The 25,543-nt window shown below is 36.9% G+C and carries 20 protein-coding genes; 10 read left to right on the top strand and 10 right to left on the bottom strand.

Going from position 1 to position 25,543, the window contains the following annotated elements:
• Positions 1–27 precede the first annotated feature (27 nt).
• From PGOND44_RS12790 to PGOND44_RS12775, 4 genes are all read right to left on the bottom strand, one after another.
• Positions 28–3,690: an ABC transporter permease/M1 family aminopeptidase gene (locus PGOND44_RS12790; protein WP_003443329.1), complete on the bottom strand. Its 3,663-nt coding sequence runs from the start codon at positions 3,688–3,690 to the stop codon at positions 28–30.
• 5 nt (positions 3,691–3,695) lie between these two features.
• Entirely contained in the window at positions 3,696–4,598 is a 903-nt protein-coding gene (locus PGOND44_RS12785; protein ID WP_003443321.1) for an ABC transporter ATP-binding protein, read from the bottom strand.
• 135 nt (positions 4,599–4,733) lie between these two features.
• Complete coding sequence (locus PGOND44_RS12780) at positions 4,734–5,732, bottom strand: ligase-associated DNA damage response exonuclease (RefSeq protein ID WP_003443319.1); 999 nt, start codon at positions 5,730–5,732, stop codon at positions 4,734–4,736.
• A 21-nt stretch (positions 5,733–5,753) separates the two neighbouring features.
• A complete protein-coding gene (locus PGOND44_RS12775; protein WP_040556160.1) occupies positions 5,754–6,443 on the bottom strand; it encodes a head GIN domain-containing protein in 690 nt (229 codons plus the stop codon).
• A 126-nt stretch (positions 6,444–6,569) separates the two neighbouring features.
• Between PGOND44_RS12775 and PGOND44_RS12770 the strand changes: the two genes are divergently transcribed.
• Complete coding sequence (locus PGOND44_RS12770; RefSeq protein ID WP_003443314.1) at positions 6,570–7,346, top strand: UDP-2,3-diacylglucosamine diphosphatase; 777 nt, start codon at positions 6,570–6,572, stop codon at positions 7,344–7,346.
• A 34-nt stretch (positions 7,347–7,380) separates the two neighbouring features.
• On the opposite strand, the gene PGOND44_RS12765 is transcribed toward PGOND44_RS12770, so the two are convergent.
• Positions 7,381–7,581 carry a twin-arginine translocase TatA/TatE family subunit gene (locus PGOND44_RS12765; RefSeq protein ID WP_003443311.1) on the bottom strand — a complete coding sequence of 67 codons (201 nt, stop codon included), beginning with the start codon at positions 7,579–7,581 and terminating at the stop codon, positions 7,381–7,383.
• Between the two features lie 109 nt (positions 7,582–7,690).
• On the opposite strand from PGOND44_RS12765, the gene PGOND44_RS12760 reads away from it, so the two are divergent.
• From PGOND44_RS12760 to rfbD, 7 genes are read left to right on the top strand one after another with little or no spacing between them, the layout of a single operon-like run.
• Positions 7,691–8,563: a M23 family metallopeptidase gene (locus tag PGOND44_RS12760; RefSeq protein ID WP_003443309.1), complete on the top strand. Its 873-nt coding sequence runs from the start codon at positions 7,691–7,693 to the stop codon at positions 8,561–8,563.
• Between the two features lie 6 nt (positions 8,564–8,569).
• On the top strand, positions 8,570–10,069 hold the full coding sequence (locus PGOND44_RS12755; RefSeq protein WP_003443307.1) for a GH3 auxin-responsive promoter family protein: 1,500 nt from the start codon (positions 8,570–8,572) through the stop codon (positions 10,067–10,069).
• 6 nt (positions 10,070–10,075) lie between these two features.
• The gene (locus PGOND44_RS12750; protein ID WP_003443305.1) at positions 10,076–11,776 is read left to right on the top strand and encodes a DUF6909 family protein; all 1,701 of its coding nucleotides are present in this window, start codon (positions 10,076–10,078) and stop codon (positions 11,774–11,776) included.
• A gap of 6 nt (positions 11,777–11,782) precedes the next feature.
• Positions 11,783–12,802, top strand: coding sequence for a dTDP-glucose 4,6-dehydratase (gene rfbB, locus PGOND44_RS12745; RefSeq protein WP_003443303.1), 1,020 nt, complete (start codon positions 11,783–11,785; stop codon positions 12,800–12,802).
• Between the two features lie 2 nt (positions 12,803–12,804).
• Positions 12,805–13,659 (top strand): glucose-1-phosphate thymidylyltransferase RfbA, encoded by an 855-nt coding sequence (gene rfbA, locus PGOND44_RS12740; protein ID WP_003443301.1) that lies wholly within the window; start codon positions 12,805–12,807, stop codon positions 13,657–13,659.
• The gene (rfbC, locus tag PGOND44_RS12735; RefSeq protein WP_003443300.1) at positions 13,660–14,208 is read left to right on the top strand and encodes a dTDP-4-dehydrorhamnose 3,5-epimerase; all 549 of its coding nucleotides are present in this window, start codon (positions 13,660–13,662) and stop codon (positions 14,206–14,208) included.
• Complete coding sequence (gene rfbD, locus PGOND44_RS12730) at positions 14,205–15,056, top strand: dTDP-4-dehydrorhamnose reductase (protein WP_003443298.1); 852 nt, start codon at positions 14,205–14,207, stop codon at positions 15,054–15,056. Before rfbC ends, rfbD begins: the two co-directional genes overlap by 4 nt.
• Here the strand turns inward: rfbD and mfd are convergent.
• The 4 genes from mfd to PGOND44_RS12715 form a co-directional block, all read right to left on the bottom strand.
• A complete protein-coding gene (mfd, locus tag PGOND44_RS12725) occupies positions 15,053–18,418 on the bottom strand; it encodes a transcription-repair coupling factor (protein WP_003443296.1) in 3,366 nt (1,121 codons plus the stop codon). The two genes, rfbD and mfd, sit on opposite strands and share 4 nt — an antisense overlap.
• 62 nt (positions 18,419–18,480) lie before the next feature.
• Positions 18,481–18,657 (bottom strand): hypothetical protein, encoded by a 177-nt coding sequence (locus tag PGOND44_RS15730; RefSeq protein ID WP_003443294.1) that lies wholly within the window; start codon positions 18,655–18,657, stop codon positions 18,481–18,483.
• Positions 18,658–18,703: 46 nt separating this feature from the next.
• The gene (locus PGOND44_RS12720; protein ID WP_003443293.1) at positions 18,704–19,504 is read right to left on the bottom strand and encodes an O-methyltransferase; all 801 of its coding nucleotides are present in this window, start codon (positions 19,502–19,504) and stop codon (positions 18,704–18,706) included.
• Between the two features lie 82 nt (positions 19,505–19,586).
• A complete protein-coding gene (locus PGOND44_RS12715; protein WP_003443291.1) occupies positions 19,587–21,458 on the bottom strand; it encodes an ABC-F family ATP-binding cassette domain-containing protein in 1,872 nt (623 codons plus the stop codon).
• Positions 21,459–21,614: 156 nt separating this feature from the next.
• Between PGOND44_RS12715 and PGOND44_RS12710 the strand changes: the two genes are divergently transcribed.
• Together PGOND44_RS12710 and PGOND44_RS12705 are read left to right on the top strand one after the other, a co-directional pair.
• Positions 21,615–22,607 carry an aspartate-semialdehyde dehydrogenase gene (locus tag PGOND44_RS12710; protein WP_003443289.1) on the top strand — a complete coding sequence of 331 codons (993 nt, stop codon included), beginning with the start codon at positions 21,615–21,617 and terminating at the stop codon, positions 22,605–22,607.
• Positions 22,608–22,789: 182 nt separating this feature from the next.
• The gene (locus PGOND44_RS12705; RefSeq protein ID WP_003443287.1) at positions 22,790–24,919 is read left to right on the top strand and encodes a prolyl oligopeptidase family serine peptidase; all 2,130 of its coding nucleotides are present in this window, start codon (positions 22,790–22,792) and stop codon (positions 24,917–24,919) included.
• Positions 24,920–25,165: 246 nt separating this feature from the next.
• Here the strand turns inward: PGOND44_RS12705 and PGOND44_RS16085 are convergent, their stop codons facing one another.
• Positions 25,166–25,372, bottom strand: coding sequence for a GIY-YIG nuclease family protein (locus tag PGOND44_RS16085; RefSeq protein WP_081606531.1), 207 nt, complete (start codon positions 25,370–25,372; stop codon positions 25,166–25,168).
• Positions 25,373–25,543: the final 171 nt, after the last annotated feature.

Here is a 25,543-nt window from a genome sequence, read left to right as displayed (position 1 = left end):
TTTTTATGGATATAAAAATATACAGCTCTATTCTTCTGTAACTTTTATACGGTTATCATCAGAATCGGTATCTATAAGTTTATTGAAAGGGTCAATCCCCGCTTCAAAAGGCTTATTATCCACAATAATGCTGAAATTATTTTTGATTTCAGATATCAAATGCTTTTTAAGGTATAGTACATTTTCTTTTCTGACATCGTCTAAGCTCTCATCGGATTTTCCAAAAACACCAACTTCTATATAATCCTTTAGAGGTAGAGATTCTAGATTCTGGTCATCTGTTTCCAAAACTAAACCCTCGCCTTCAGCATCGCTAAATTCCTTTTCTCCCTTTTCTGAAGATCTGTATTTCTGGACATTCACCTCAAAATTAACCTCATATTGACCGTTTTCAAGAACTTTATAAGTCGCTTTAAGGGCCTGGTTATCGTAAAGTGTGATAGTTTCAAACATATCTTTTATCAAATACTGAAGAGAATCTGGGGTCTGAGATTTCAAAAGATTTACAAATTCTACTGAAGTTGTGTACGGTGGCTCCTGAAATGCGACTTGATCTACGTAAGTTTTCAAGATGTTATTCATTTTCTTTTCACCCAAATAATCACTCATAGCATAAAGCACTAGCGACCCTTTATTGTAATGGATATATTGTTGATTTTCATTATACATCAAAGGCAATTCTTTTTGACTTTCGAAACGACGGCCTCTTAGGTATTTATCCAAAGCGTCTTTCAAAAACACTCGCATCTGTTCTGCGCCGTATTCCTTCTCTAGAACTTTTAGCGAACTATATTCAGACATACTTTCAGAAAGTAAAGTTGCCCCACGTACATTGGCGCCAATGACTTGATGCGCCCACCACTGGTGAGCCACTTCGTGTGCAGTTACACTAAAAGGGTAATCTACGCTTTCATTATCTTCATCATCAACTTTGGCTATAAAACCAATCGCTTCCGAATAGGGAACCGTGTTGGCAAAGGATTGAGCAAAGGAGCCTGAAGTAACTGGAAATTCCAAAATGCGAAGTTGTTTGAATTGGTATGGACTGAAATTTTCTGAATAATAGGCTAGAGATTTTTTGGTTGCATTTACCATCCTTTCAATGTTATAATCGTGGGGTTTATGATAAAACACTTGGATGTTTACATCATTCCAGCGGTCTTCGTAAACTTCGTATTCTGCAGAATTAAAGGCGTAGAAATTTAATATTTTCTTGTCCATTTTGTAATTAAAATATTTTCTTTCGCCTTCAATCCATTCTTTCTGAAGATAGCCCGGCGCAATGGCAATTTGATCTTTAGAGGTGGATACTGTGGTTTCAAAATCTATCCAATCTGCATCACTAGAGATATAAGTGTTTCCTAAAGCTGTGGAATCATAAGGTGAATTCATCCGTTCTTTAGGCTCTAATCCATACTTTTCTCGGGTTTTATTATTTTGAATTTCTCTATTTTCATTGTAACCAAAACTGGGGAAAATTTGATTATTGATAAACGTCCCATTGGTTCTTACTGGAGAATTTGACGTCAAAATAGTATTGGGTTCATTCTCCATTTCAAAAGTGAATTTCACTTCTTCTCCAGGAGATAAATTTTCATTGAACTTGAATATTTCAAAATCATAAAGAGTATCCTTTAACACTACTTTCCCTGCTTTTTCAAAGGCATAAGATTGTGGGTAGTCGTTCATGTTGATGAATACTGAATCCATAGGGCTTTCAGTTTTGTTTTTCAGAATGAACTCCCCTTTTGCCTTGAAATCTCGAGTCTCAGGATATAAATCAAAATCGATATTGACACTTGTAATTCTGGGTTGCGCCAACTCTTTATATTTCGAAAATTGGTTTTCAAAATCAACACGGAGCTGTTCTACTTCGTTTCCAGAATAGCGTGTATTGACAATATTATCGGTATAATAAATCCAAGAACCAATACTTATAAATAGAAGCAGACTTAAGGCAACAATAGATTTTTGGAGTGGATTAAAATTCTGCTTTGCCCTCTCAAACCTTTGTTTTACAGAATAAGATAGGCCTCTACGGTAAAATAATAGGGCCAAAACATACATCACCGTGGCCAAAGCAAACCAATATAGTCTGTAAATGTAGAAGACTTTTAGACTTGTGCCATAACCTACCATATCAGAATAAGTGGCACCAACATTTGTGTTGAATCTGAAGATGTATTGTTCAATACCAAAACTTGGGAGAAAAGAAAGAAAAATAAATCCTGCCAATAGAGTTATAAAACCTACGATATGGTTTTTGATAAGGACATGAACTAAGAATGCCATGGCCGTCCAAGCAAACACTCGTAAGTAATCGACAGCAAAAAATTGAAATAAATACAAGTCAATTTCCAATTTGTAGTAGTCATTATAAATTTGAACGCCAATAGCTATTACCAGGGCTAAAATGTAGAAAAACGCTTGCATTTTGAAAATTGCAAAAAATTTGGACAACATAAACGACCAGTTAGGGTAAGGAGTTACATCCACCAATTGGTTCATATTTGTGTTTTGAGCACGATTGATAAGCATGCCAGAAATCAAAAATGTGATAATAGTCATAAACCCGCTAATGATCCCAGAAGCCGACTGCATCATTTCTCGCGTTACGGGATAAGTAGAAGTGCCATAAATAGGAATACGCTGAGCAAGTGTAATAAAAGTAACCAGTACAGTGACGAGTGCAAAAGAAATAAACACCCAGTTTTTGAAAATGTATTTAGTTTCGAAACGGCTGTGAGTCCAGGCCATTTTCAACCAATGTTTAAACTTATAGGTTTTGCTAACTTCTGGGATTTTAATACGCACTAAACTGCCAAAATTTCTTTTAATGACCCGTTCTGCTTTAGTCTTGAAAAGTCTAAATTGAATAGCCTGCTGGTTAAATTTGAACTTCACATATACAAATACGAAAATTAAAATACTAATAGCTGCCCAAAGCAATCGGTTGTAAAGCAGGTAACCTTCAAAGGGTAAATAATTTGTATTCCTATCAAAAACAGTCCAATATTCAGTTTCAAGTGATAATGCTTGTGCGCCCAAAGGATCAATGAGAGCTGCAAGGGTCTTGTTGTCAACATCTGCGGCTAAAGTTTGAGCTAAACTTTGGATAACAATCAATATTAATATGCTAATAAATCCTATGAAAATATTTCTTGAAAACGTAACTACTGCAAATACAACAGCCCCAAAGAAAATAAGGTTTGGTAAAATGATTAATAAAAGGGGTTGTACGTAATTCAGAATATCAAAATCCATGAAAAGTTTTGGATTGGTTCCCGGAAAAATAGTACCGAGAAAGAGACCGAAACAAATGAAAAGAATAATCATGATGACGATGCTCAATGCACTCAAAAACTTAGCAAATAGATAATTAAATTTGGTGATCGGGTAAGAATATAATACCTGGTGCATATCGTATTTAAAATCTTTACTCACCGATGCACCAATGATGGAGGGAAGTAAAAAATACAAAAACACAGCAATGATATTAATCAAACCATTAATTGCTAAAGCAGAATTCTGAAAGGTTGCGGAGGTAGTTGTGACGGTAAAATTATCAAAAAGACCACCAGATGAGGCCATTAAAATGAAGGCAAAAATAAACATGATGCCCGAATAAATATAGGTAATAGGAGTTCTAAACCAAGTCTTGATTTCGAACTTGAAAATGCTTGAAAACATAAGGATTAAGATTGTTGGTTAGTGGCTTCAGTTTCATCTGCTTTCAGGTGTACAAAGTACACATCACTCAAGTCTGGTTCTACTTTTTGGAATTTCTCTCCAGGTTGAGTATTGCCATAAACACGTATATTTAAAGAATTGTCTTGGTTATAGTTGGTTGAAATCAAATTGAATTGAGATTCGTAAGTTTCCAAATTTTCCCGATCAATGCTAAGTCCCCAAATTTTATCTTTAAGTTCTGAAACTGCATCAATTGGTTTTTTATGACTTAGCAATTTTCCTCCATTTAGAATGGCCATATCGGTACACAGTTCTTTTACATCATCTACAATATGCGTAGAAAGGATAACGATATGATTAGTACCAATTTCTCGTAAGACATTAAGAAAACGATGACGCTCTGCAGGATCCAGACCAGCGGTTGGTTCATCTACAATAATAAGTTTAGGATTATTCAGTAGTAATTGGGCAATTCCAAAACGCTGTTTCATCCCACCGGAATATCCGGCTACGTACTTGTTTTTAACACTGGAAAGATTGGTCACCTCTAGGGCATAATCCACAATCTTATTCCGTTCTTCTTTACTTGAGATTCCTTTCAATTCAGCAAAATAATGCAGGAGTTTTTCAGCAGAAAGCTTTGGATACACTCCAAAAGATTGAGGCAAATACCCCAAGACTTTACGCAATTCCATTTTTTGATTTAAGACATCGATTTCATCCAAGTAGATTTCTCCACTATCTGGTTGCTGCAAAGTAGCGATGGTTCGCATTAAGGTAGATTTTCCAGCCCCATTGGGTCCTAGCAATCCAAACATTCCAGAATTGATTTCTATGGAAATATCATCAAGAGCTTTCACTCCGTTTTTATAGGTTTTGGAGACATTGATGAGTTGAAGTCGATTCATAAGTAGGGTTTTAGGAAAAAGAATATTCTTAATTTATTTGTAGGCAACTAATGAAAATGTTACAACTTATCTCCAAAAGTTATCAATTTAAAATGAATTTGAGAAAAAGTAGAAGGGCTTCAATACGTAATTATATTAGTCAATATCGGTCTCTTCATTTTCATATTGAGTGGCCTCAGTCCGAGCATCATAGCCTATTTCTCGTAAATATCTTGAAAATATATCGGTATAACCGTGTGTACAAATCACTTTTTCACACTCAGTTGCCTTAATACTGTTGAGTAAGCCATCCCAATCGCAATGGTCGCTCATCACAAAACCTTTGTCAATAGCCCGTCGTCTTCTAGCTCCTCTAAAAGTCATCCAACCGCTAGCCGATGCAGTGACATAAGGGACCATTTTCCGAATCCAAGTCCCTCCATGAGCGCTGGGTGGCGCAAGCACCAAGTTTCCACTTAGTTCTTTTTTGGTGGTTTCTCGTGTGATAAGTTTAGTTTCAGGAAAATCAACAAGCGTCCTTAGCACATTCGTCATATTTTCAATAGCACCATGGGTATAGATGTCTCCAATATTAGTATCGAGGTGTTTTAGAAGCCGCTGTGCTTTCCCAAGAGAATAGCCAAAAAGGACAGATGTGCGTCCATCAGCCTTATTGTTTTGCCACCATTCATTGATGTCTGTCATTACCTCCGCTTGAGGTTTCCACTTAAAGGCAGGTAAACCAAAAGTACATTCAGTAATAAAGGTGTGGCATTTTACGGGTTCGTAGGGTGTGCAAACCCCATCGGCTTCATCTTTATAATCGCCTGTAAACACCCAGACTTCTCCTTGGTGCTCCACTCGTATTTGTGAGCTTCCAATGACATGTCCTGCGGGATGTAAACTAAATTTTACGTTGTTGATGGTAAAGCTTTCCCCATATGCTTTGCCCATTACATCTATTTCTCCCAGACGATGTTTCATAATAGGGATGTTATCGTGATGGGTAATATATTTCTTATTACCCCAGCGAGAATGGTCGGCATGTCCGTGAGAAATAATAGCTTTATCTACTTTCCTCCAAGGATCAAGATAGACATCTGCCTTGGCGCAGTAAATTCCATTTTGATTGAAAGCTAGTAAGGGTTCTTGCATAAGGTATATTTAAGCCTAATTTTAGTCCTCAATAACTTGGATATTTCCACCTAGTTTAACGTTTTGGCTTATGGAAGAAGGACTCCCATAAATATCAATATCACCTCCAGCAGTCACACTAGCGCTGCAACTATCGGTAGAAAACACGGTAGCTTCTCCCCCGTAGCTTACACTTATACTTGTATTTTCAGTTTCCAGATTCTGGCCATCGTAAGAGCCTCCTGTTTTTAATTCTATGTTTTGGTTATTAGCAAAACCAACTAAACTAACGCTAGCACCAGTTACTGATTTAACAGCTAAATTTTTGACTTCAATTTCACCACCAATATAGCTCCCTTCAGAGGCGATAAGGCTGAGTTCCTCCTGCTGGACTTTGTTCATGAATTCTACTTCAGAACCACTTCTTGCCTTCAATTCTTCAACTTTATGGGTATATACCGTAACCAAAATTTCAGTTTCAGAAAAGAGTTGACCTAATGGTAAGCTCAATTCCAATTCACCATTTTTAATGTCAACATCTACTTTCTCTCTCTCAGAGCCTTTTATATCGATTTTGCTTTCGTCTGAATTAGTGATGATTTCAACAAAAAGTCCAGTGGAGACTTTGATTTTTGTAAATTCATCTCCTGGTGAAATAGATTTTACCTGTGAAAAGGCAGAAGAACCAAGGATAATAAATAAGCAGGCTATAAAATTGATTTTAACTTTCATGAGTATTGTTTTTAAAGTACAGATCAAAAATACTGGAATCTGTTTTACTATGGCATTAATTTTTACCCAAAACTTGGGCATAAGTATTTTTATGGTTTAAGTATATTTGACCCAGAATTATATTGCATGAAACTTCCCGAAGGAAAAAAGATTTACTTTTCTAGCGATAATCACCTCGGTGCGCCCTCGTATTCAGAAAGTCTAAAGCGAGAAAAAGTTTTTGTCTCTTGGCTAGATCACATTAAAAGTGATGCTCATGCCGTCTTTTTGTTGGGGGATCTCTTCGATTTCTGGTTCGAATACCGAGAAGTGGTTCCCAAAGGCTTTGTAAGAACGTTGGGTAAACTTGCTGAGCTTAGTGATGCTGGAATAGAGATTTACTATTTCGTAGGAAATCACGACCTATGGATGAAAGGTTATTTTGAAAAAGAGCTTAATATCCCTGTTTTTCATGAACCACAAGTGTTTGAAATAAATTCAGCTGTTTTTTTTATTGGTCATGGAGATGGTTTAGGGCCTGGTGATTTGGGCTATAAACGAATGAAGAAGGTCTTTACTCACCCTGTTTCCAAATGGCTTTTCAAATGGCTACATCCAGATTTAGGAGTGCGATTGGCCAGACACCTTTCGGTGAAAAATAAACTTATTTCTGGAGATGAAGACGCCAAATTTTTAGGGGAGGAGAACGAGTGGTTAGCTCAGTATTGTAAACGCAAACTATTATCTTCTCATTATGATTACTTTGTATTTGGGCACAGACATTTACCTATGGAAATCGAAGTTGGAGAAACTTCCAAATACATCAATTTAGGAGACTGGATTTCTCACTATACTTATGGAGTATTTGACGGAAAAGAATTTACATTAGAAAAACTCGATAAAAAAACCCTGCGTACAAAGTAAACAGGGTTTATAATCTATATTTAAAAAGGTATATTTACTTAATAGACTTAGACTCTTTTTTGGTCTCGCTATCATCGTCTTCCTTAGATGCGTCTTTGAATTCCTTAATTCCGCTACCTAATCCTCTCATCAATTCTGGTATTTTCTTTCCACCAAACAACAGTAAAATCGCAATACCAATGATGACCCATTGCCATGGTCCAACCATTCCCATTATTACATTAAGTGCATTCATAGCTTTAAAATTTAATACAAAATTAGTGATAAAAATCTAAACCAAAGGTTTGTGATTCTAAAACCTACATAAATTAACTTTATTCTATCTTTGTAGGAGTTAAAATACTATGAGGTCACCTAAAAAAGATAAACGAAAAGTTAAGCAAAAGCTGCTACATAAGTATCGTTTGGTCATACTGAATGAAGATACTTTTGAAGAGAGGCTGTCATTTCAATTGTCTAAATTAAACGTAATCATCTTAACAGCAATATCTACTTTATTATTGATTTCTGGAACAGCGCTCCTAATTGCTTTTACACCAATAAGAGAGTTTATTCCTGGATATTCTTCATTAAAATTAAAAAACAAAGCCACACGATTAACGATTACAGTAGATTCCTTAACGGCAGTTGTAGAAAAAAATGATGTCTACTTTAAGTCGATACGGAATATGCTCACCGGGCAATTGGATTCATTAAGCACAAATGACGCCTATTCTATAAACGACGCAAAACCTGTAGATCCTGAAACAGTAAATCTATATGCCTCTCAACAGGATTCCATTTTACGAGAAAAAGTAGAACAGGAAGATAAATATAGTCTTTTGGAAAGAGCAACTTTTAATGCTAATTTCACTCTTTTTCCTCCAGTTTCTGGTCAAATTTCTGAAGAGTATAATGCCGAAGCCAAACACTATGCAGTAGATATTGTTACGGAAAAAGACGAACCTGTAAAAGCGACTTTAGATGGTACAGTTATTTTTTCAGAATGGTCTGTTGAAACAGGGTATGTGATCATCATTGAGCATAGCCACGGATTAATATCTGTATATAAACACAATAACTCGTTGTTAAAAAGTCAAGGCGACTTGGTAACCGCAGGAGAAGTGATCGCAGTAGTTGGGGATACAGGAGAATTTTCTTATGGTCCACACTTACATTTTGAACTTTGGGTAGATGGATATCCCGTCAACCCATCCGATTACATAAATTTTGAATAAGAACTTATGTCCTTTAAACCTATAGCAGCAAAATTATTTGCTAAATACATTACATTACAAATTAAAAGTTGGTCTTCTCGACCCGAAGAGACTCAGCGTAAAGTTTTCAAAAGCCTGGTAAAAGAAGGTCGCAAAACTAAATTTGGAAAAGATCACCGATTCGATGAGATCGAAACCTTCGAAGATTTTTTTGGTCGCATACCCATTCAAGATTATGAAGGATTAAAACCTTATATAGACCAAGTCGTCGACGGCAAAGAAGATATTTTATGGCCAGGAAAGCCTCTATACTTTGCAAAAACCTCTGGAACGACAAGCGGGGCTAAATACATACCTTTAACCAAGGATTCTATCCCAACCCATACCAGTGCTGCTAGAAATGCTATATTATCTTATATCGCAGAAACCGGTAACTCTAGTTTTGTAGATGGTAAAATGATCTTTTTACAAGGTAGCCCAGAATTGAACGAAAAAAACGGAATTTACTTTGGAAGACTTTCTGGGATTGTCGCTCATTTTGTCCCCAATTATCTTCAGAAAAACAGATTACCAAGTTGGGAAACCAATTGTATAGAAGATTGGGATAAAAAAATAAATAAAATCGTAGAGGAAACTTACAACCAAGACATGACCATCATCAGTGGTATTCCATCTTGGGTACAGATTTATTTTGAAAGACTAAAAGATAAAACTGGAAAGTCCATTTCAGAACTTTTTCCTAACCTTAAGCTATTTATTTATGGAGGAGTAAATTATGAACCCTACCGTTCAAAATTTGAAAATCTAATAGGGGGTTCTGTTAACAGTATAGAACTTTATCCTGCCTCTGAAGGGTTCTTTGCTTTTCAAGACTCTCAAACAGCAAATGGGATGCTTCTTCAGTTAAACTCGGGTATATTTTACGAGTTCATCAAGGCCGATGAGTTCTTTGAGGAGACTCCTGAAATACTAACTATAGGAGACGTGCAAGTCGATGTAAATTATGTGATGATTATCTCTACCAATGCAGGCTTATGGAGGTATAATGTCGGAGACACAGTCATGTTTACCAATACACAACCTTATCGACTAAAGGTCTCCGGAAGAATAAAGCATTACACTTCGGCCTTTGGGGAACATGTGATTGCTCAAGAAGTAGAACAAGCTATCATTACAGCTTCAAAAGAATTTGAAGCTCAAATTAATGAATTCACAGTCGCTCCACAAATTACTCCAAAAGAAGGATTACCTCATCACGAATGGTTGATTGAATTTCAAAAGGAACCCATAAACATGGAAGCTTTTAGACAAAGGATGGATGATTTGCTTCAACAACAAAACGCGTATTATCATGACCTTATAAAAGGCAATATATTGAAAACTTTAGTGATTACTAAAGTTCAAAAAGACGGGTTTCAAAATTATATGAAATCCATTGGAAAGCTCGGAGGACAAAATAAAGTACCACGGCTATCCAACGATAGAAAAATAGCAGACGAATTATATAAGCAGCTTATAAAACAATAAATTGATATGTCAGAACTTTTTAATATAGGAAGAAACAGAGCACAAGAAAGTACAAATGCCATAGAGCGAATGTACATTACAATGAGACACCTCTTTATTAGAGGGTTTTATAAGCCAATGGGAGTCTCTGGAGAAACTTTGCGAGAAGCATTGTTGACTTTGCGACCAGAGATTTATGGGACAATCGCTGAGTCTAAAGTCGAATTAAGTGGTCTTCAATATATCATTGAACGACTTCCAGAAGGAATTGAAGAGTGTAGTTTTATTAACTTAACTAGTGATGAAGGCTACTCTAACTCCCACTTTAAAGCCATTATTCCGCCTAAGAGACGTAGGAATTGCTATAGGATAGATGAGGAACAGATGAATATCGAGATTACCAGAGGTCGCTCTGAGATTTATGATATCTTGACCCACCTTACTTTTATGTTCATAGAATCTCATAAAATCATGCGAAATGTGGTGATTAACGAGGTAGGACAAACCTCTAGAGACTGGGAAAAACTAAGTGCAGCAGTTTTAAAGGAAGTGGAGTTGAGCCAGCATGAAAGAGAGATTGCGATTACGCATACGGCTAATATTTTGGGACGAACTTTTGCAGAAATTACTCAGGTTTACGATAGGTTTGCTACCAAAGACAATCCTGACAAATTCCTACATCTTATCTATAGTTTAGGGAAGCTTGCCATTCGTGAAATTATTCATGGGGACAAGCGAGTTATCACGTTCAGTCCTATCGTAAGGGAGCGTTTGGGACATCATATTCATGGAGAGGTCTGGGCCAATAATATCAAAAAAACGCTACATAAGCACGATTTAATCCATAGGAAGTTACACATCGTTAGTGCTAACATGCATAGTGTGATGAATACGCTTTTTTCTCCATTGGCCTTAAAAGACTTACTCAAGGAAAAATCTACTTTTCAGGTCTATGAAGAATTAAGTAATGCTAAAAATAAAACTTTAAGACATACAGTAACTGAAAAGGCGAAAGAAGAAGGCATGATTGTTTTGAATGATGAAAGCGGAACAAATATCGATGTCCAAATTTTTGATCTTGCAAAGCTGAGTCATTATAAAGGCAACACAAAACTTAATGCTAGAGAAGAAGCTCCGGTCATCATTGTTATGGATTACGCTTTTGGAGAGCAAGCTTACGAAACTATGGACGAGCTTCTGAAGCCTTATAAGGACGAGGAAGAACCAGTCTATATGAATGTGGATTCCATTTCTATTATGGGAAAGGCAGGGATTTTGGAAGGTGGAAAAGGAGATTTAATGATTCCAGATGCTCACTTATTTGAAGGGACGGCAGATAACTATCCATTCTATAATGAATTGACCAAATCGGACTTTGAAAGCCAAGGCTTGAGAGTCTTCGATGGTTCCATGGTGACTGTGCTAGGGACTTCACTTCAAAATAGAGATTTATTGGAGTTTTTCCACGACTCTACTTGGAACGTCATTGGCCTAGAAATGGAAGGTGCGCATTACCAAAAAGCTATCCAAGCGGCAGCCAGACTAAGAGGGAACATTTCACCTGAAGTAAAATTACGCTATGCTTATTACGCCAGTGATAATCCTTTAGAAACAGGTAGTACACTAGCTTCTGGGGGGTTAGGAACAGCAGGGGTAAAACCCACCTATTTAATCACTGAAAAAATTCTTGATCAAATTATAAACGGTGCTGTTCGAAATTTGAAATAAAAGCATATGACAACAATTCTAGTTACAGGAGGAGCGGGATTTATAGGATCTAATTTTTTGAATCTTTGGGTGCCCAAGCAAAAATATCATTTTGTTAATTTGGATAAATTGACATACGCTGGAGACCTTAATAATATAAAGGTTTCCAATTATGATAATTATACCTTCGTAGAAGGGGATATCTGTGATACCTCACTTTTAGAGACTTTATTTAAGAAATATAAGTTTGAAAAAGTAATCCACTTTGCTGCAGAATCTCATGTAGATAATTCAATTTCCAATCCAGATGCTTTTATCAGAACCAATATAACGGGGACCTTCAACCTTCTTCATCACTCTTATTTGTTGTGGATGGAGTCTCCATTCAATTTCAGAAAAGAATTTGAAAAGGCAAGATTTCTTCATGTGTCGACAGATGAAGTCTACGGAACTTTAGAAAATGATGGAAGCTTGTTTACAGAAGACACCCCTTATGCGCCGAATAGCCCGTATAGCGCTTCCAAGGCTTCCTCGGATATGATTGCTAGAAGTTATTTTCATACCTATGGTCTTCCCGTAGTCACAACCAATTGTTCCAATAATTATGGACCCCATCAACATGATGAAAAGTTGATTCCCACCATTATTCGAAAGGCTATTCAGAAACAACCCATTCCTATTTATGGAGATGGAAAAAACATAAGAGATTGGCTTTATGTTGATGACCACTGTAAAGGTATAGACATAGCTGTAAAGGAAGGAAAACTCGGTGAAACCTATAATATTGGAGGAAAGAATGAGCGCGAAAACATCTATATTGCGACCAAAATTTGTGAAATTTTAGATGAATTAAAACCTCAAAATAAACCTCATAAGGACTTAATTGAATATGTTACCGACCGGCCTGGACACGATTTTCGATATGCTATTGATGCTAGTAAAATTGAAAATGAATTAGGATGGGGAGCAGATGAAACCTTTGAAAGTGGTATAAAAAAAACGGTACAGTGGTATCTTGAAAAGTATAACCAAACTTTGAATCTTTAATTATGAAAGGAATTGTATTAGCTGGAGGATCAGGAACTCGACTTCACCCCTTAACGCTCGCTGTAAGTAAGCAGCTCATGCCTATTTATGACAAACCTATGATATACTATCCATTATCAACGCTCATGTCTGCAGGAATACGTGAGATCCTTATTATATCGACACCCAATGATTTGCCGCTTTTTAGAAAGCTATTGGGAGACGGTTCTTCTTTAGGATGCAAATTTGAATATGCTGTGCAAGCCGATCCAAATGGTCTCGCTGAGGCTTTTATCATTGCCGAAGACTTTATAGGAAATGACAAGGTAGCATTGATACTAGGCGATAATATTTTTTATGGAACGGGTTTGGATCAATTGCTTCAAGACAATACAAATCCAGATGGAGGGATTATCTACGCTTACCATGTGCACGACCCAGAACGCTACGGTGTTGTAGATTTTGATACTAATGGCCAGGTGAAATCTATAGAGGAAAAGCCAAAACATCCAAAATCTAATTATGCGGTACCTGGCATTTACTTTTACGATAATGACGTGGTTGATATCGCCAAATCTATAACCCCTAGTGATAGAGGAGAATTAGAAATTACGGATGTGAATAACGCTTATCTGAAAAAAGGAAAATTGAATGTTAGCATCTTGGATAAAGGAACCGCATGGTTAGATACAGGAACTTTTAACTCGTTGATGCAAGCCTCACAGTTTGTTGAGGTTATTGAAGAACGTCAAGGACTTAAGATAGGGTCTATTGAAGAAACAGCTTATAAGATGGGTTTTATTTCTAAAGACCAACTTAAAAAAATAACAGAACCATTTCTGAAAAGTGGTTATGCTAAAAATATAAATCCAGAATAAATGATTTGTAAACAAACGCCTCTAAACGACTGTTTTATTATAGAGCCCAAGGTTTTTGAAGATGAAAGAGGAAGTTTTTTTGAAACTTTCAATTCTAAAGATTTCAAAAAACACACAGGCCTAGACATCGTATTTGTTCAAGATAACCAATCAATTTCTCAATATGGAGCGATACGAGGCTTGCATTTTCAAGAAGGAGAATTTGCTCAAGCTAAATTGATAAGAGTCGCTAAAGGGGAAGTTTTAGATGTGGTGGTGGATATGCGCCCAGACTCTTCAACTTACCTCAAGCAATTTAGTTATCTCCTTTCGGGAGAAAATAACCATCAACTATTTGTCCCTAGAGGCTTTGCTCATGGGTTTGCTAGCCTTTCTGCTGAAGTTATTTTCGTTTATAAATGTGATAATTTTTATAATAAAGCTTCAGAAAGTGGAATAGTTTTCAATGACAAAGATTTGAATATTGATTGGAAAATTCCTGAAGACGATCAAATTGTTTCTGAAAAAGATCAAAATTTACCTTCACTAGAAGCTTATTTAAAGTCATGAAAATACTTGTTACAGGTTCCAATGGGCAACTAGGACAATGTCTACAAAAGCATGCTAAGTCTTTGACTTCATTTGATTTTAAGTTTGAAACCTTAGATAGTTTAAACCTTACTCAAGAAGAGGCGATGAAGCTTTATTTTGAAAAGCATCAGCCAGATTTTTGTATTAACTGCGCAGCCTATACCAATGTTGAGGCAGCAGAAGATAACGAGGACTTAGCTTTTCAAGTAAACGCTAAAGCGATTCAAAACCTAGCTAGATTATGTGAGAAATTTAAAACCAAACTTATACATATCTCTACCGACTATGTCTTTGACGGTTTAAAAAACCGCCCTTATCATGAGAGTGATAAGGAGAATCCTATCAACGTTTATGGAGCTTCAAAATTTCAGGGAGAAACGCATATTTCTTCAACAATGGACACTTATTTCACGTTGAGGACCAGCTGGTTGTATTCAGAATTTGGTCATAACTTTTTTAATACTATTTTGAAAAAGGCAAAAGACCAACATCCCTTGAATATCACGACCGAGCAAATAGGAACACCAACCAATGCCAACGATTTAGCAAAATTTATTCTCCATTTGATCCAAACGGATTCTACAGACTATGGCCTTTACCATTACAGTAACAATGGGGAAGCCACTTGGTACGATTTTGCAAGATTGATTTTGGAAGAAAAAAACCTTGACCAAGAGATAAGTTTACAAGCCACGTTTTCGTATCCAACGAAAGCAAAAAGACCAAAATTTAGCGTTCTGGATAAGTCAAAAGCCCTTTCTACCTTCGGTATAGAAATTCCTCATTGGAGGGAAAGTCTTGTTCATCTTCTTAAGGAAGTGGGTTAAGCTTTAGCTACCTCTTTTTGTTCAAAAGGTTGAAGTAAGCCTATAGCTTTATCGACACTTTTAACTTGTTCAAACGTGAGGAGTAGGCGCAAGCCATTTCTAGTTTGCTTTTCTTTCATTTGGCATTGGCGAGGATGCGATTGTACATATTGAAGGACGTCCCTAAAGCGACTGGAATTATAAAATCCCGACTCCTGATTAGAGAGGAAATAACCTATCATTTTGCCTTTTTTCAAAACTAATTTTTCAAGTCCAATACTGGCAGCAATCCATTTTAACCTTACACTGTTGATTAAATCCTGAGCTTCTTTTGGCAAATCTCCAAACCGATCTATCAATTCCTTTTCGAAATTGGCAAGCCCATCTTCATCTTGAATAGTATTTAATTTGGTGTATAAATTCAAGCGTTCTTTTATGCTATTGATATAGTTATCTGGAAATAGAATTTCAAAGTCAGTGTCAATCTGAGCGTCCTTCACAAACACCAGATCCTCTTCTTCATTTTCTTCTTCGTATACAGATTTAAACTCGTTTTCTTTTAATTCTTGAATGGCCTCGTTCAATATTTTCTGATACGTATCAAAACCAATATCCGAGATAAACCCACTTTGCTCACCTCCTAGTAAATCTCCTGCCCCACGGATTTCTAAATCTTTCATAGCGATATTGATGCCGCTCCCCAAATCAGAAAACTGTTCTAAGGCTGAAAGTCGCTTTTTAGCATCGTCGGTCATCATCGTTAGGGGTGGAGTGATAAGGTAACAAAAGGCTTTTTTATTACTTCTTCCCACACGCCCACGCATTTGGTGTAAATCGGACATGCCAAAATTGTTGGCACTATTAATAAAAATGGTGTTGGCGTTGGTAACGTCTAGACCACTTTCTATAATTGTGGTTGAGACAAGCACATCAAACTCGTTATTCATAAACCGCAACATCAGATTTTCGAGTTTCTTTCCTTCCATTTGTCCATGTCCAATGCCAATTTTGGCATCAGGCACCAATCGTTGGATGAGTCCAGCAACTTCATTTATGTTTTCAATACGATTATTGATGAAAAAGACTTGTCCACCTCTCTCGATCTCATAAGACACAGCATCTCGGATCTGGTCTTCAGAAAATCGAATGACATGGGTTTCTATAGGATAGCGATTGGGAGGGGGTGTTTTGATGGTCGATAAATCTCTGGCAGCCATTAGGCTAAACTGAAGAGTTCTTGGTATAGGCGTAGCTGTAAGGGTAAGAGTATCTACATTGGCCTTAATAGTTTTCAATTTATCTTTTACGGCCACCCCAAATTTTTGTTCCTCATCAATGATGAGAAGTCCCAAGTCTTTGAACTTTACAGCTTTATTCACGAGTTGGTGAGTGCCTATGACTATGTCTACACTACCATCTTCCAAACCCTCCAAAACAGATCTACGCTCTTTAGTAGTTCTAAAACGGTTGAGATAATCTACCGTAACTGGAAATTCTGACAATCGCTCAGTAAATGTTTTATGATGCTGAAAGGCTAAAATTGTAGTGGGTACCAAAACAGCAACTTGTTTACCATTATCTACAGCCTTAAAGGCTGCACGGATAGCAATTTCCGTTTTTCCAAAACCTACATCCCCACAGACTAGGCGATCCATGGGTTGTTCTTTTTCCATGTCGCTTTTTACATCCTGTGTAGCTATGCCTTGGTCTGGAGTGTCTTCATAGATAAAAGAGGCTTCCAGTTCATGTTGTAAATAAGAATCTGGTCCATATTGAAATCCCTTTTCCAACTTTCGCTTGGCATATAATTTTATAAGGTCAAAGGCTACTTTCTTAACCCTAGCTTTGGTCTTTGTCTTAAGACTTTTCCAAGCTTTACTTCCTAATTTGTAGACTTGCGGGGCCTTACCGTCCTTCCCGTTAAATTTTGAAATTTTATGTAAAGAATGAATGCTTAAATAGAGGATATCCCGATCTCCATACACCAACTTTACAGCTTCTTGGAATTTCCCCTCGACGTCTATTTTCTGTAACCCACCAAACTTTCCAATACCGTGGTCTATATGAGTCACATAATCACCAATTTCTAAACTGGTTAATTCTTTTAAGGTAATGGCTTGCTTCTTGGCATAGCCGTTTTTCAAATGAAATTTATGGTAACGATCAAAGATTTGATGATCTGTATAACATACCAATTTATTGGTTTCATCTATAAAGCCTTCGTGCATGGAGAGTAACAAAGTTGTATAATGGACCTCATTGTCTTGGTCTTCAAAAATATCTTTAAAGCGTTTGGCTTGTTGTTCGCTAGTGCACAGAATACAATTCTCGTAGCCTTTATTGTGCTTACTATTCAAATCCTCTATAAGCAAATCAAACTTCTTATTGAAGGAGGGTTGAGGGCTTGTAGGGTAAATAAAAGTTTGATCTGGCTTTAAAAAAGCTTGTGTCCCAAATTCAACACTTGTAAACTCTAGCAACTGTTTTTTGAGCAGCTTGCCCTCAGAAAATAACTCTTTAGGCGCACTGTGCTTTATCTCTGCAGAAAGATTAGAAAAAGCCTTTTCGGCTTTTGAAAACAGATCATCGATAGTTTGCGAGAGGACGTCTACGTTTTTAATGAAGACCACCGTATCATGACTAATGTATTCCAAGAATGTCTGGCGGACTTCATCCAACTGCTTTTTCTCAACATTGGGCATGATGTCGATTCTCTTCTTTTGCTTGGTAGATAATTGGGTTTCCACATCAAAAGCACGGATGCTATCTACTTCATCCCCAAAAAACTCTATTCTATAAGGTTCATCATTACTGAATGAAAACACATCTATAATACCCCCTCTTACAGAAAATTCACCCGGTTCCGTTACAAAATCAACACGCTTGAAACTATATTCGAATAAGACTTCGTTAACAAAGTCAATCGATAGTTCATCATTGAGTTTTATTTTCAAAACCGTGCGATCCAGTTCTTTTTTGGTAACTACTTTTTCAAAGAGAGCCTCTGGATAGGTTACAATAATGGATGGTTTCTTTCTAGAATTGATTCGATTAAGAACCTCAGACCTCAGCAGGATATTTGCATTATCAGTTTCTTCAATTTGATAAGGTCGTCTATAACTTCCAGGGTAGAACAGTACGTTTTTTTCATCGACGAGCTGCTCGAGGTCGTTGAGATGGTAAGCGGCTTCTTCTTTATCGTTAAAGACTAACAAAAAAGGACGCTCAGACTTCAAAAAGCTTTCGGCTTGCACAAAAGAGACTGCGGAACCTATTAAACCTTTTATAAAAAGCTGTTTTTTTTCTCCAGACACGAGAGTTTCGTTTAACTCTTTAAGTATATGGCTCTTGGAAAATTGTTCTTTAATATCAGCTTTTGTCATGGCTCGCAAAGATACTAGAAAAACTTAAATCTATAAGTCCTAGAGGTAGGAGAGATAGCTTTTTAATCTTCTTTTTTGTTTTGTTTTTTATCGTAGAAGTTTCTTCTAAAGTTTCTGTTTTTTCGGTCGTAGTGCTTCCTTTTGTTGCTCTTGTTGTTTAAGAAAACAGCCAGAAATAGAACTGCCAAAATCACAATAACTATGATAAACTGTATGTCTGGTGAAAATTGCTCGAGCATGATTTAAATTTTAATAAACTTAGTGAGTTTTAAACTGATTTAAAAATCAGATCCGAATTACAAAATCTTGTTTGACTTGTTCTTGTCTGAAAAATACAAGCCCCCACTGAAACGTATCGATGGTGACTTTTACGTCCTTATGAACCTTTATTTGCTCCCAAGCTACTTCCATGGAAGGTGACCAATGTATGTCATCGAAGATAAAAAGACTGTCGTTGTGTTTATGGGCCAATAAGCGCTCAAAGTAACTTAAGGTGGCTTTGCCGTCGTGATGCCCGTCTATAAAAACCAAGTCAAACTCTTCTTTTGGAGCTCTAAGTTCAATATTCTCAGGAGAGCCTAGCTCTTCTAAATATTCAGAAAATGTAGAACTTATTACGGAGATATTTTCAATGCCTTTGCTTTTAAAAAGCTGATTAGCAAACGCAGAAGTTTCTTTACAAGCCTCCACTGTTGTTAAGCTGGTTTTTCCATTTCCTGCAATACTGAGACTCCCAAGTCCAATAGAGGTGCCGAGCTCTAGTGCTTTTTCTACAGAAAGATAATCGACAAGACGAATCATTAGTCGAGCTCGCTTCTTTGTTATCGAAACATGCTCAGCAATTTTAGAAACAGGTCTTTTATTACCATCAAAAACTTTTGATCCCGCCCCAAAATCTTTAACTTCAAGAATCGCGTTAGATCCTAAAATTTCTTTTTGGACATCAGACCAAATCCGGTAAATTTTAAAATCCTGCTTGTTATAAAAGCACTGAGTGATTAATTTGTAAACAAAGGGAGAATGTATGCCATGTTGGTTTTTGCAGTGCCACAAAAATTTTAAATACGCCTTTATTTTGAACCACATGCTTTACTACTTTCCTTATATGTATTCAGTTCTTATTAATTTATCAAAATTAAGTTCAAATCAAAATTGACTAAAAGACTTTTTATTCCTCAAGTTTCATAGATAATTCAAACCACTTTTCTGTTTTCGATTCCAGCTCTTTTTGGATTTTCTGTAACTCGATGGTTTTATTTTTAACTTCCTCAGCACTCAATGCTTTAAGGAATTCAGCTTCGAGCTTTTCCTTTTTGTTCTCTAGAGTCTGGATTTCCTTTTCCAGTTTTTTATAAAGCTTTTGCTCGTTGAAGCTTAGGTTGCTTTTTTGGTCTGAAGCTGGTTTTGGTTTACTTGGAGATTCCGAAGAACTTTGGCTGCTTTCCTCGTATTTAGCTTCCAGCTCCAAGGCCTTTATATCCCTATAGTCTGAATAATTTCCAGGGAAATCTGTTACTTTTCCTTCTCCAAACACAAATAAATGATCCACTATTTTATCCATAAAATACCTGTCGTGACTCACCACAATTAAACATCCAGGGAAGTCTAAAAGGAAGTTTTCGAGAACATTTAAGGTCACAATGTCTAAGTCATTGGTAGGTTCATCCAAAATCAAAAAGTTAGGATTTTGAATCAGTACCGTACATAGGTACAAGCGTTTTTTCTCTCCACCACTTAGCTTTTCTACAAAATCGTATTGCTTTTTACGATCAAATAAAAATTTCTCTAAAAGTTGCTGAGCAGAAATTTGTCGCCCCTTATTAAGAGGGATATAGTCTCCGTAATCTCTTATTACTTCTATTACTTTTTGACCTGCTTTAGCCTGAATACCGCCTTGAGTATAATAACCGATTTTCAAAGTTTCTCCGTGGATAACTTTTCCTTGGTCTGGAGCTAACTTACCCGTCAAGACATTCAAAAATGTAGATTTACCAGTACCGTTTTTACCAATAATTCCTATGCGCTCATTTTTTTTGAAGATGTAGTCAAAATCTTCAAAAAGAAACTTGTCTTCAAAGCCTTTAGACACATGATGCATTTCTAGAACCTTAGATCCTAAACGCGCCATATTAATTTCAAGCTCTACTTTGTGGTCGTTTCGACGTTTGCCAGCTCTTTCTTTGATATCGCCAAAGCTTTCGATTCTGGATTTGGATTTGGTCGTTCTAGCCTTTGGCTGTCTTCGCATCCAGTCCAACTCTTTTTTATAGAGCTGTTTTGCTTTTGCTGTGGTGGTTTGTTCCACTTCAATACGTTCAGCACGTTTTTCTACATAATAACTATAGTTGCCTTTATAGCTATATAAAGTTTTGTCTTCTAGTTCCAAAATATAATTACAGACACGGTCTAGGAAGTACCTATCGTGTGTAACCATAAATAAGGTAAGATTTTCAGTCTTTAGAAATTCCTCGAGCCATTCTATCATTTCCAAGTCCAAGTGGTTGGTTGGCTCATCTAGAATAAGTAGGTCTGGTTTGTCTAGTAACAAATTGGCAAGGGCCAAACGCTTTTTTTGACCTCCAGAGAGATCACTCACTTTCTTAGAAAGGTCGTCTAGCTTAAGTTTAGTAAGGATTTGTCGGTAAGTCGTTTCAAAATCCCAAGCTTGTTTAGCTTCCATTTGGTCGAAAGCGCTTTGATAAGCATCGGCGTCTTCAGGATTTTGTAAAGCCTTTTCGTAAGCACTGATAATTCTCAAAACTTCATTATCAGACGAAAGGATAGTTTCCTCAATAGTCAACTTTGGGTCAAGATCAGGCTCTTGGGGAAGAACCCCTACTTTAACTCCTTTTCTGTAGACCACCTGACCATTATCTGGAGCTTCTCTTCCAGAAACAATGTCTAGTAAAGTAGTTTTACCGGTTCCATTTTTGGCAATAAGCGCAATTTTTTGGCCCTGGCTAATGCCAAAAGACAAGTTTTCAAACAATACAAGTAAGCCGTATGACTTAGAAATTTCTTCAACTGATAAATAGTTCAATGCTAAATTTTTTGCAAAAGTACTCAAGTCCACTTGAAATAGCTAATTCTAAAGCTTATAGAACCTTGAATCGCTCCTAATAATTTCCAAAACAAGGAGATCCTTTCCTTCAAAAGTATATTTTTGCAGCTTTATAAATCATTTAAACACAAAAAAATGAAAGTAGCTGTTGTCGGTGCTACCGGTATGGTAGGCCAAGTGATGCTCCAGATTTTAGCGGAGCGTAATTTTCCTTTAACTGAATTAATTCCAGTGGCTTCAGAAAAGTCGGTTGGAAAAAAAATTATATACAAGGAAAAATCTTACAACGTTGTAAGCCTTGAAGACGCAGTGAAACGAAAACCAGAGATTGCTTTGTTTTCTGCTGGTGGTGAAACCTCACAAGAGTGGGCTCCAAAATTTGCAGAGGTGGGTACTACAGTTATTGATAATTCTTCCGCTTGGCGAATGGATCCTACCAAAAAGCTAGTGGTTCCAGAAATAAACGCCTCAGAAATTACAGAGGAAGACTTGATTATCGCTAACCCCAACTGTTCTACAATCCAGTTAGTAATGGCTTTACAGCCGTTGCATAAAGCCTATCAAATAGATCGTGTCATTATTTCTACTTACCAATCTATTACCGGTACTGGGGTAAAAGCAGTGCAACAATTGGAGAATGAATATGCTGGTAAGGCTGGTGAGATGGCCTATCCTTATCCTATTCATAAAAATGCAATCCCGCATTGTGATGTTTTTTTAGACAACGACTATACCAAAGAAGAAATGAAGCTGACTAACGAAACCAAAAAAATCCTGTCGGATGATAGCATCAAAGTAGCTGCTACAGCAGTTAGAATCCCTGTGGTTGGCGGTCATTCAGAATCGGTGAACATCGAATTTAAAAAGGCTTTTGAAGTTGCCGATATCAGAAAGCTCTTAAGCGAAACCGATGGGATCACTCTTCAAGACAACCCGCAGGTGAATACGTACCCAATGCCGATCTATGCTGAAGGTAAAAACGATGTCTTTATTGGGAGGATACGAAGAGATTTCACCCGCGACAATGCTTTAAATCTTTGGATAGTTTCAGATAACCTTAGAAAAGGAGCGGCAACCAATGCGATACAAATCGCTGAATATCTTTTAGAAAAGCGCTTCAAAGCATAATTTTTAAGACGATAATGTCCACAAAGGCTTTTCTTTTTTCGGAAAAGCCTTTGAATTTTACTTCAGCTTTTAAGTTTGATATCAAAAAACATTAAAGCTAACTGCATTAAATTCAGAGTAAATAAAAGAGCTAAAAAGCATATGATTTTGATTGATTATATTTACCACAAAATCATTTTTCTATGAAGCAAATAATATTACCTCTTGCAACTTTATGTCTTTTGGCATCTTGCAATGAAGAGGGGAAAAATCAAGCAAATTTGACATATCCAGAAACAAAACAGGTCGATACGGTAGATACGTATTTTGATACTGAAGTGAAAGATCCCTACCGCTGGTTGGAAGATGACCGTAGCGGAGAAACTGAAGAATGGGTGAAAGCCCAAAATGATGTTACTTTCGATTACTTGGAAAGCATTCCCTACAGAAACAAGCTGAAAGAGCGTTTGTCTAAAGTGTGGAATTATGAAAAAATAGGAGCTCCTTTTGAGCGTGGAGAGTACACTTATTTTTCCAAAAACAATGGTTTACAAAACCAATACGTCTATTACCGTTATAAAAATGAAGATTCCATAGAAAATGCAGAGGTGTTTTTAGACCCGAATACCTTTAGCGACGATGGAACGACTTCACTCGCCGGAATGAGTTTTACTGAAGACGGTAAAACCCTCGCCTATTCTATTTCTGAAGGCGGTAGCGATTGGAGAAAAATAATCGTCCTCGATACTGAAACTATGGATAGAAAAGAAGATACGCTAGTGGACGTTAAGTTTAGTGGGGTGTCTTGGAGAGGAAACGAGGGCTTTTACTATTCTAGTTACGATAAGCCAGAAGGGAGCGAGCTCTCTGCTAAAACAGACCAACATAAATTGTATTTCCATACTATGGGAACTCCTCAGGGTGAAGATGAAGTTATTTTTGGAGCAACTGAAGCGGAAAAGCATAGGTATGTTTCTGGAAGTGTGACAGAAGACGATAGGTATTTGGTGATTTCTGCGTCCAAATCTACTTCAGGTAATAAGTTGATGATTAAAGACTTGACCAAGTCAGATTCAGATTTTATAGAGGTTATCGATAATTATGACAACGATGTTTATGTAATTGAAAATGAAGGTAGCAAATTGTTTATGGTAACCGATAAAGACGCTCCCAATAAAAAGATTGTTACTGTAGATGCGAGTGCCCCTCAGCCTGAAAACTGGGAGGATTTTATTCCCGAAACGGAAAATGTTTTGTCTCCTTCTACCGGTGCTGGATATTTCTTTGCAGAATATATGGTAGATGCCGTTTCTCAAGTGAAGCAATACAACTACGAAGGTGAGTTAGTGAGAGACATCGAGTTACCAGGTGTAGGTTCTGTTGGAGGTTTTGGTAGTAAAAAAGAAGCGAAAGACTTATACTTTTCTTTTACAAACTATACTACTCCAGGGACTATTTACAAGTTTGCTCCTGAAAATGGAACTTACGAGGTGTATCAAAAACCAGATATCGACTTTGATACGGAATCTTACGAAAGCAAGCAAGTATTTTACACGTCCAAGGACGGGACTAAAATCCCAATGATCATCACTCATAAAAAGGGCATTGAGTTGGATGGAACTCACCCAACAATTCTTTATGGGTATGGAGGATTCAATATTTCATTAACGCCGTCTTTTAGTACTGCAAATACGGTATGGTTAGAAAATGGAGGTATTTACGCCGTGGCTAATTTACGAGGTGGAGGTGAATACGGAAAAGAATGGCACAATGCAGGAATTAAAATGAAAAAGCAAAATGTTTTTGATGATTTTATTGCTGCTGCGGAATATCTTATTGCTGAAAACTATACGTCATCAAATAAATTGGCGATTCGCGGAGGATCTAATGGAGGTCTTTTGGTAGGCGCTGCAATGACTCAACGCCCAGACTTGATGCAAGTTGCTTTACCAGCGGTAGGCGTTTTGGATATGTTACGTTACCATACTTTCACCTCCGGTGCTGGATGGGCTTATGATTATGGAACTTCTCAAGACAGTTCAGAAATGTTCGAATATCTAAAAGGCTATTCTCCATTACACAGCGTTAAAGAGGGCACAGAATATCCAGCTACTTTGGTGACTACGGGAGATCATGATGATAGAGTAGTGCCAGCACATAGTTTTAAGTTTGCCGCTGAATTACAAAGTAAGCAAGCAGGAGATGCCCCTACCTTAATTCGAATAGAAACCGATGCTGGACACGGAGCTGGCAAACCAACTTCAAAAATTATCCAAGAATACGCAGATATTTTTGCCTTTACCTTTTATAATATGGGCTATACTGAATTATAGTTTCTATTGTAATTTTATTGATTACAAACCCCTGTTTTAATGAACAGGGGTTTTTTGTGTTTGAGAAGATTGTGTTGAACTGAGCGCTTCGATTCTTCGATAAACTCAGTAAAGGCTTGGTTAAGGTTTTTCAGCATCTCTAGTTTAATCGTGACTGTCTGAACATCTAAACCTTAGGTGATCAAATCGCTTTAGAATACCCTCGCTAAGACCAAGAAACACGGCCTACCTTCTGGCAAAGGGAGGTTAAAGGGTGACAAATTTTGAATGTTGGTAGCTATGAAAGCTTGAAACAGGTAGGTCTTGATAAAAGTCTTTAAAGTCTCTTAGATCAGCAAATAGAAATAATCGATAATGTTGATTATGCATCAAAACTCTCTTTTGAACATTTTGAGTTTCACCGATGTAGAATTTATTGGATTGTTTGCTATAAATTATATAGAGGAAGTGCATAGGGTAAATATAAAAAAACCTTAACTACTTAAGGTTGAGGTTTAAAAGGTGGTGCCTCCAGCCCCGAAGCCTCGGGGGGGAACCAGGGTCTATTTCTTATTTAGAATTCGTTGGATTGTTTGCTATAAATTATATAGAGGAAGTGTGTGGGTTAAATATAAAAAACCTAAC

This window comes from Psychroflexus gondwanensis ACAM 44 (assembly GCF_000355905.1).
In the GTDB taxonomy this organism is placed as follows: Bacteria; Bacteroidota; Bacteroidia; order Flavobacteriales; family Flavobacteriaceae; genus Psychroflexus; species Psychroflexus gondwanensis.
Note: the sequence above shows the minus strand (reverse complement) of the source record. Positions and strands in the feature narration are given on the sequence as shown.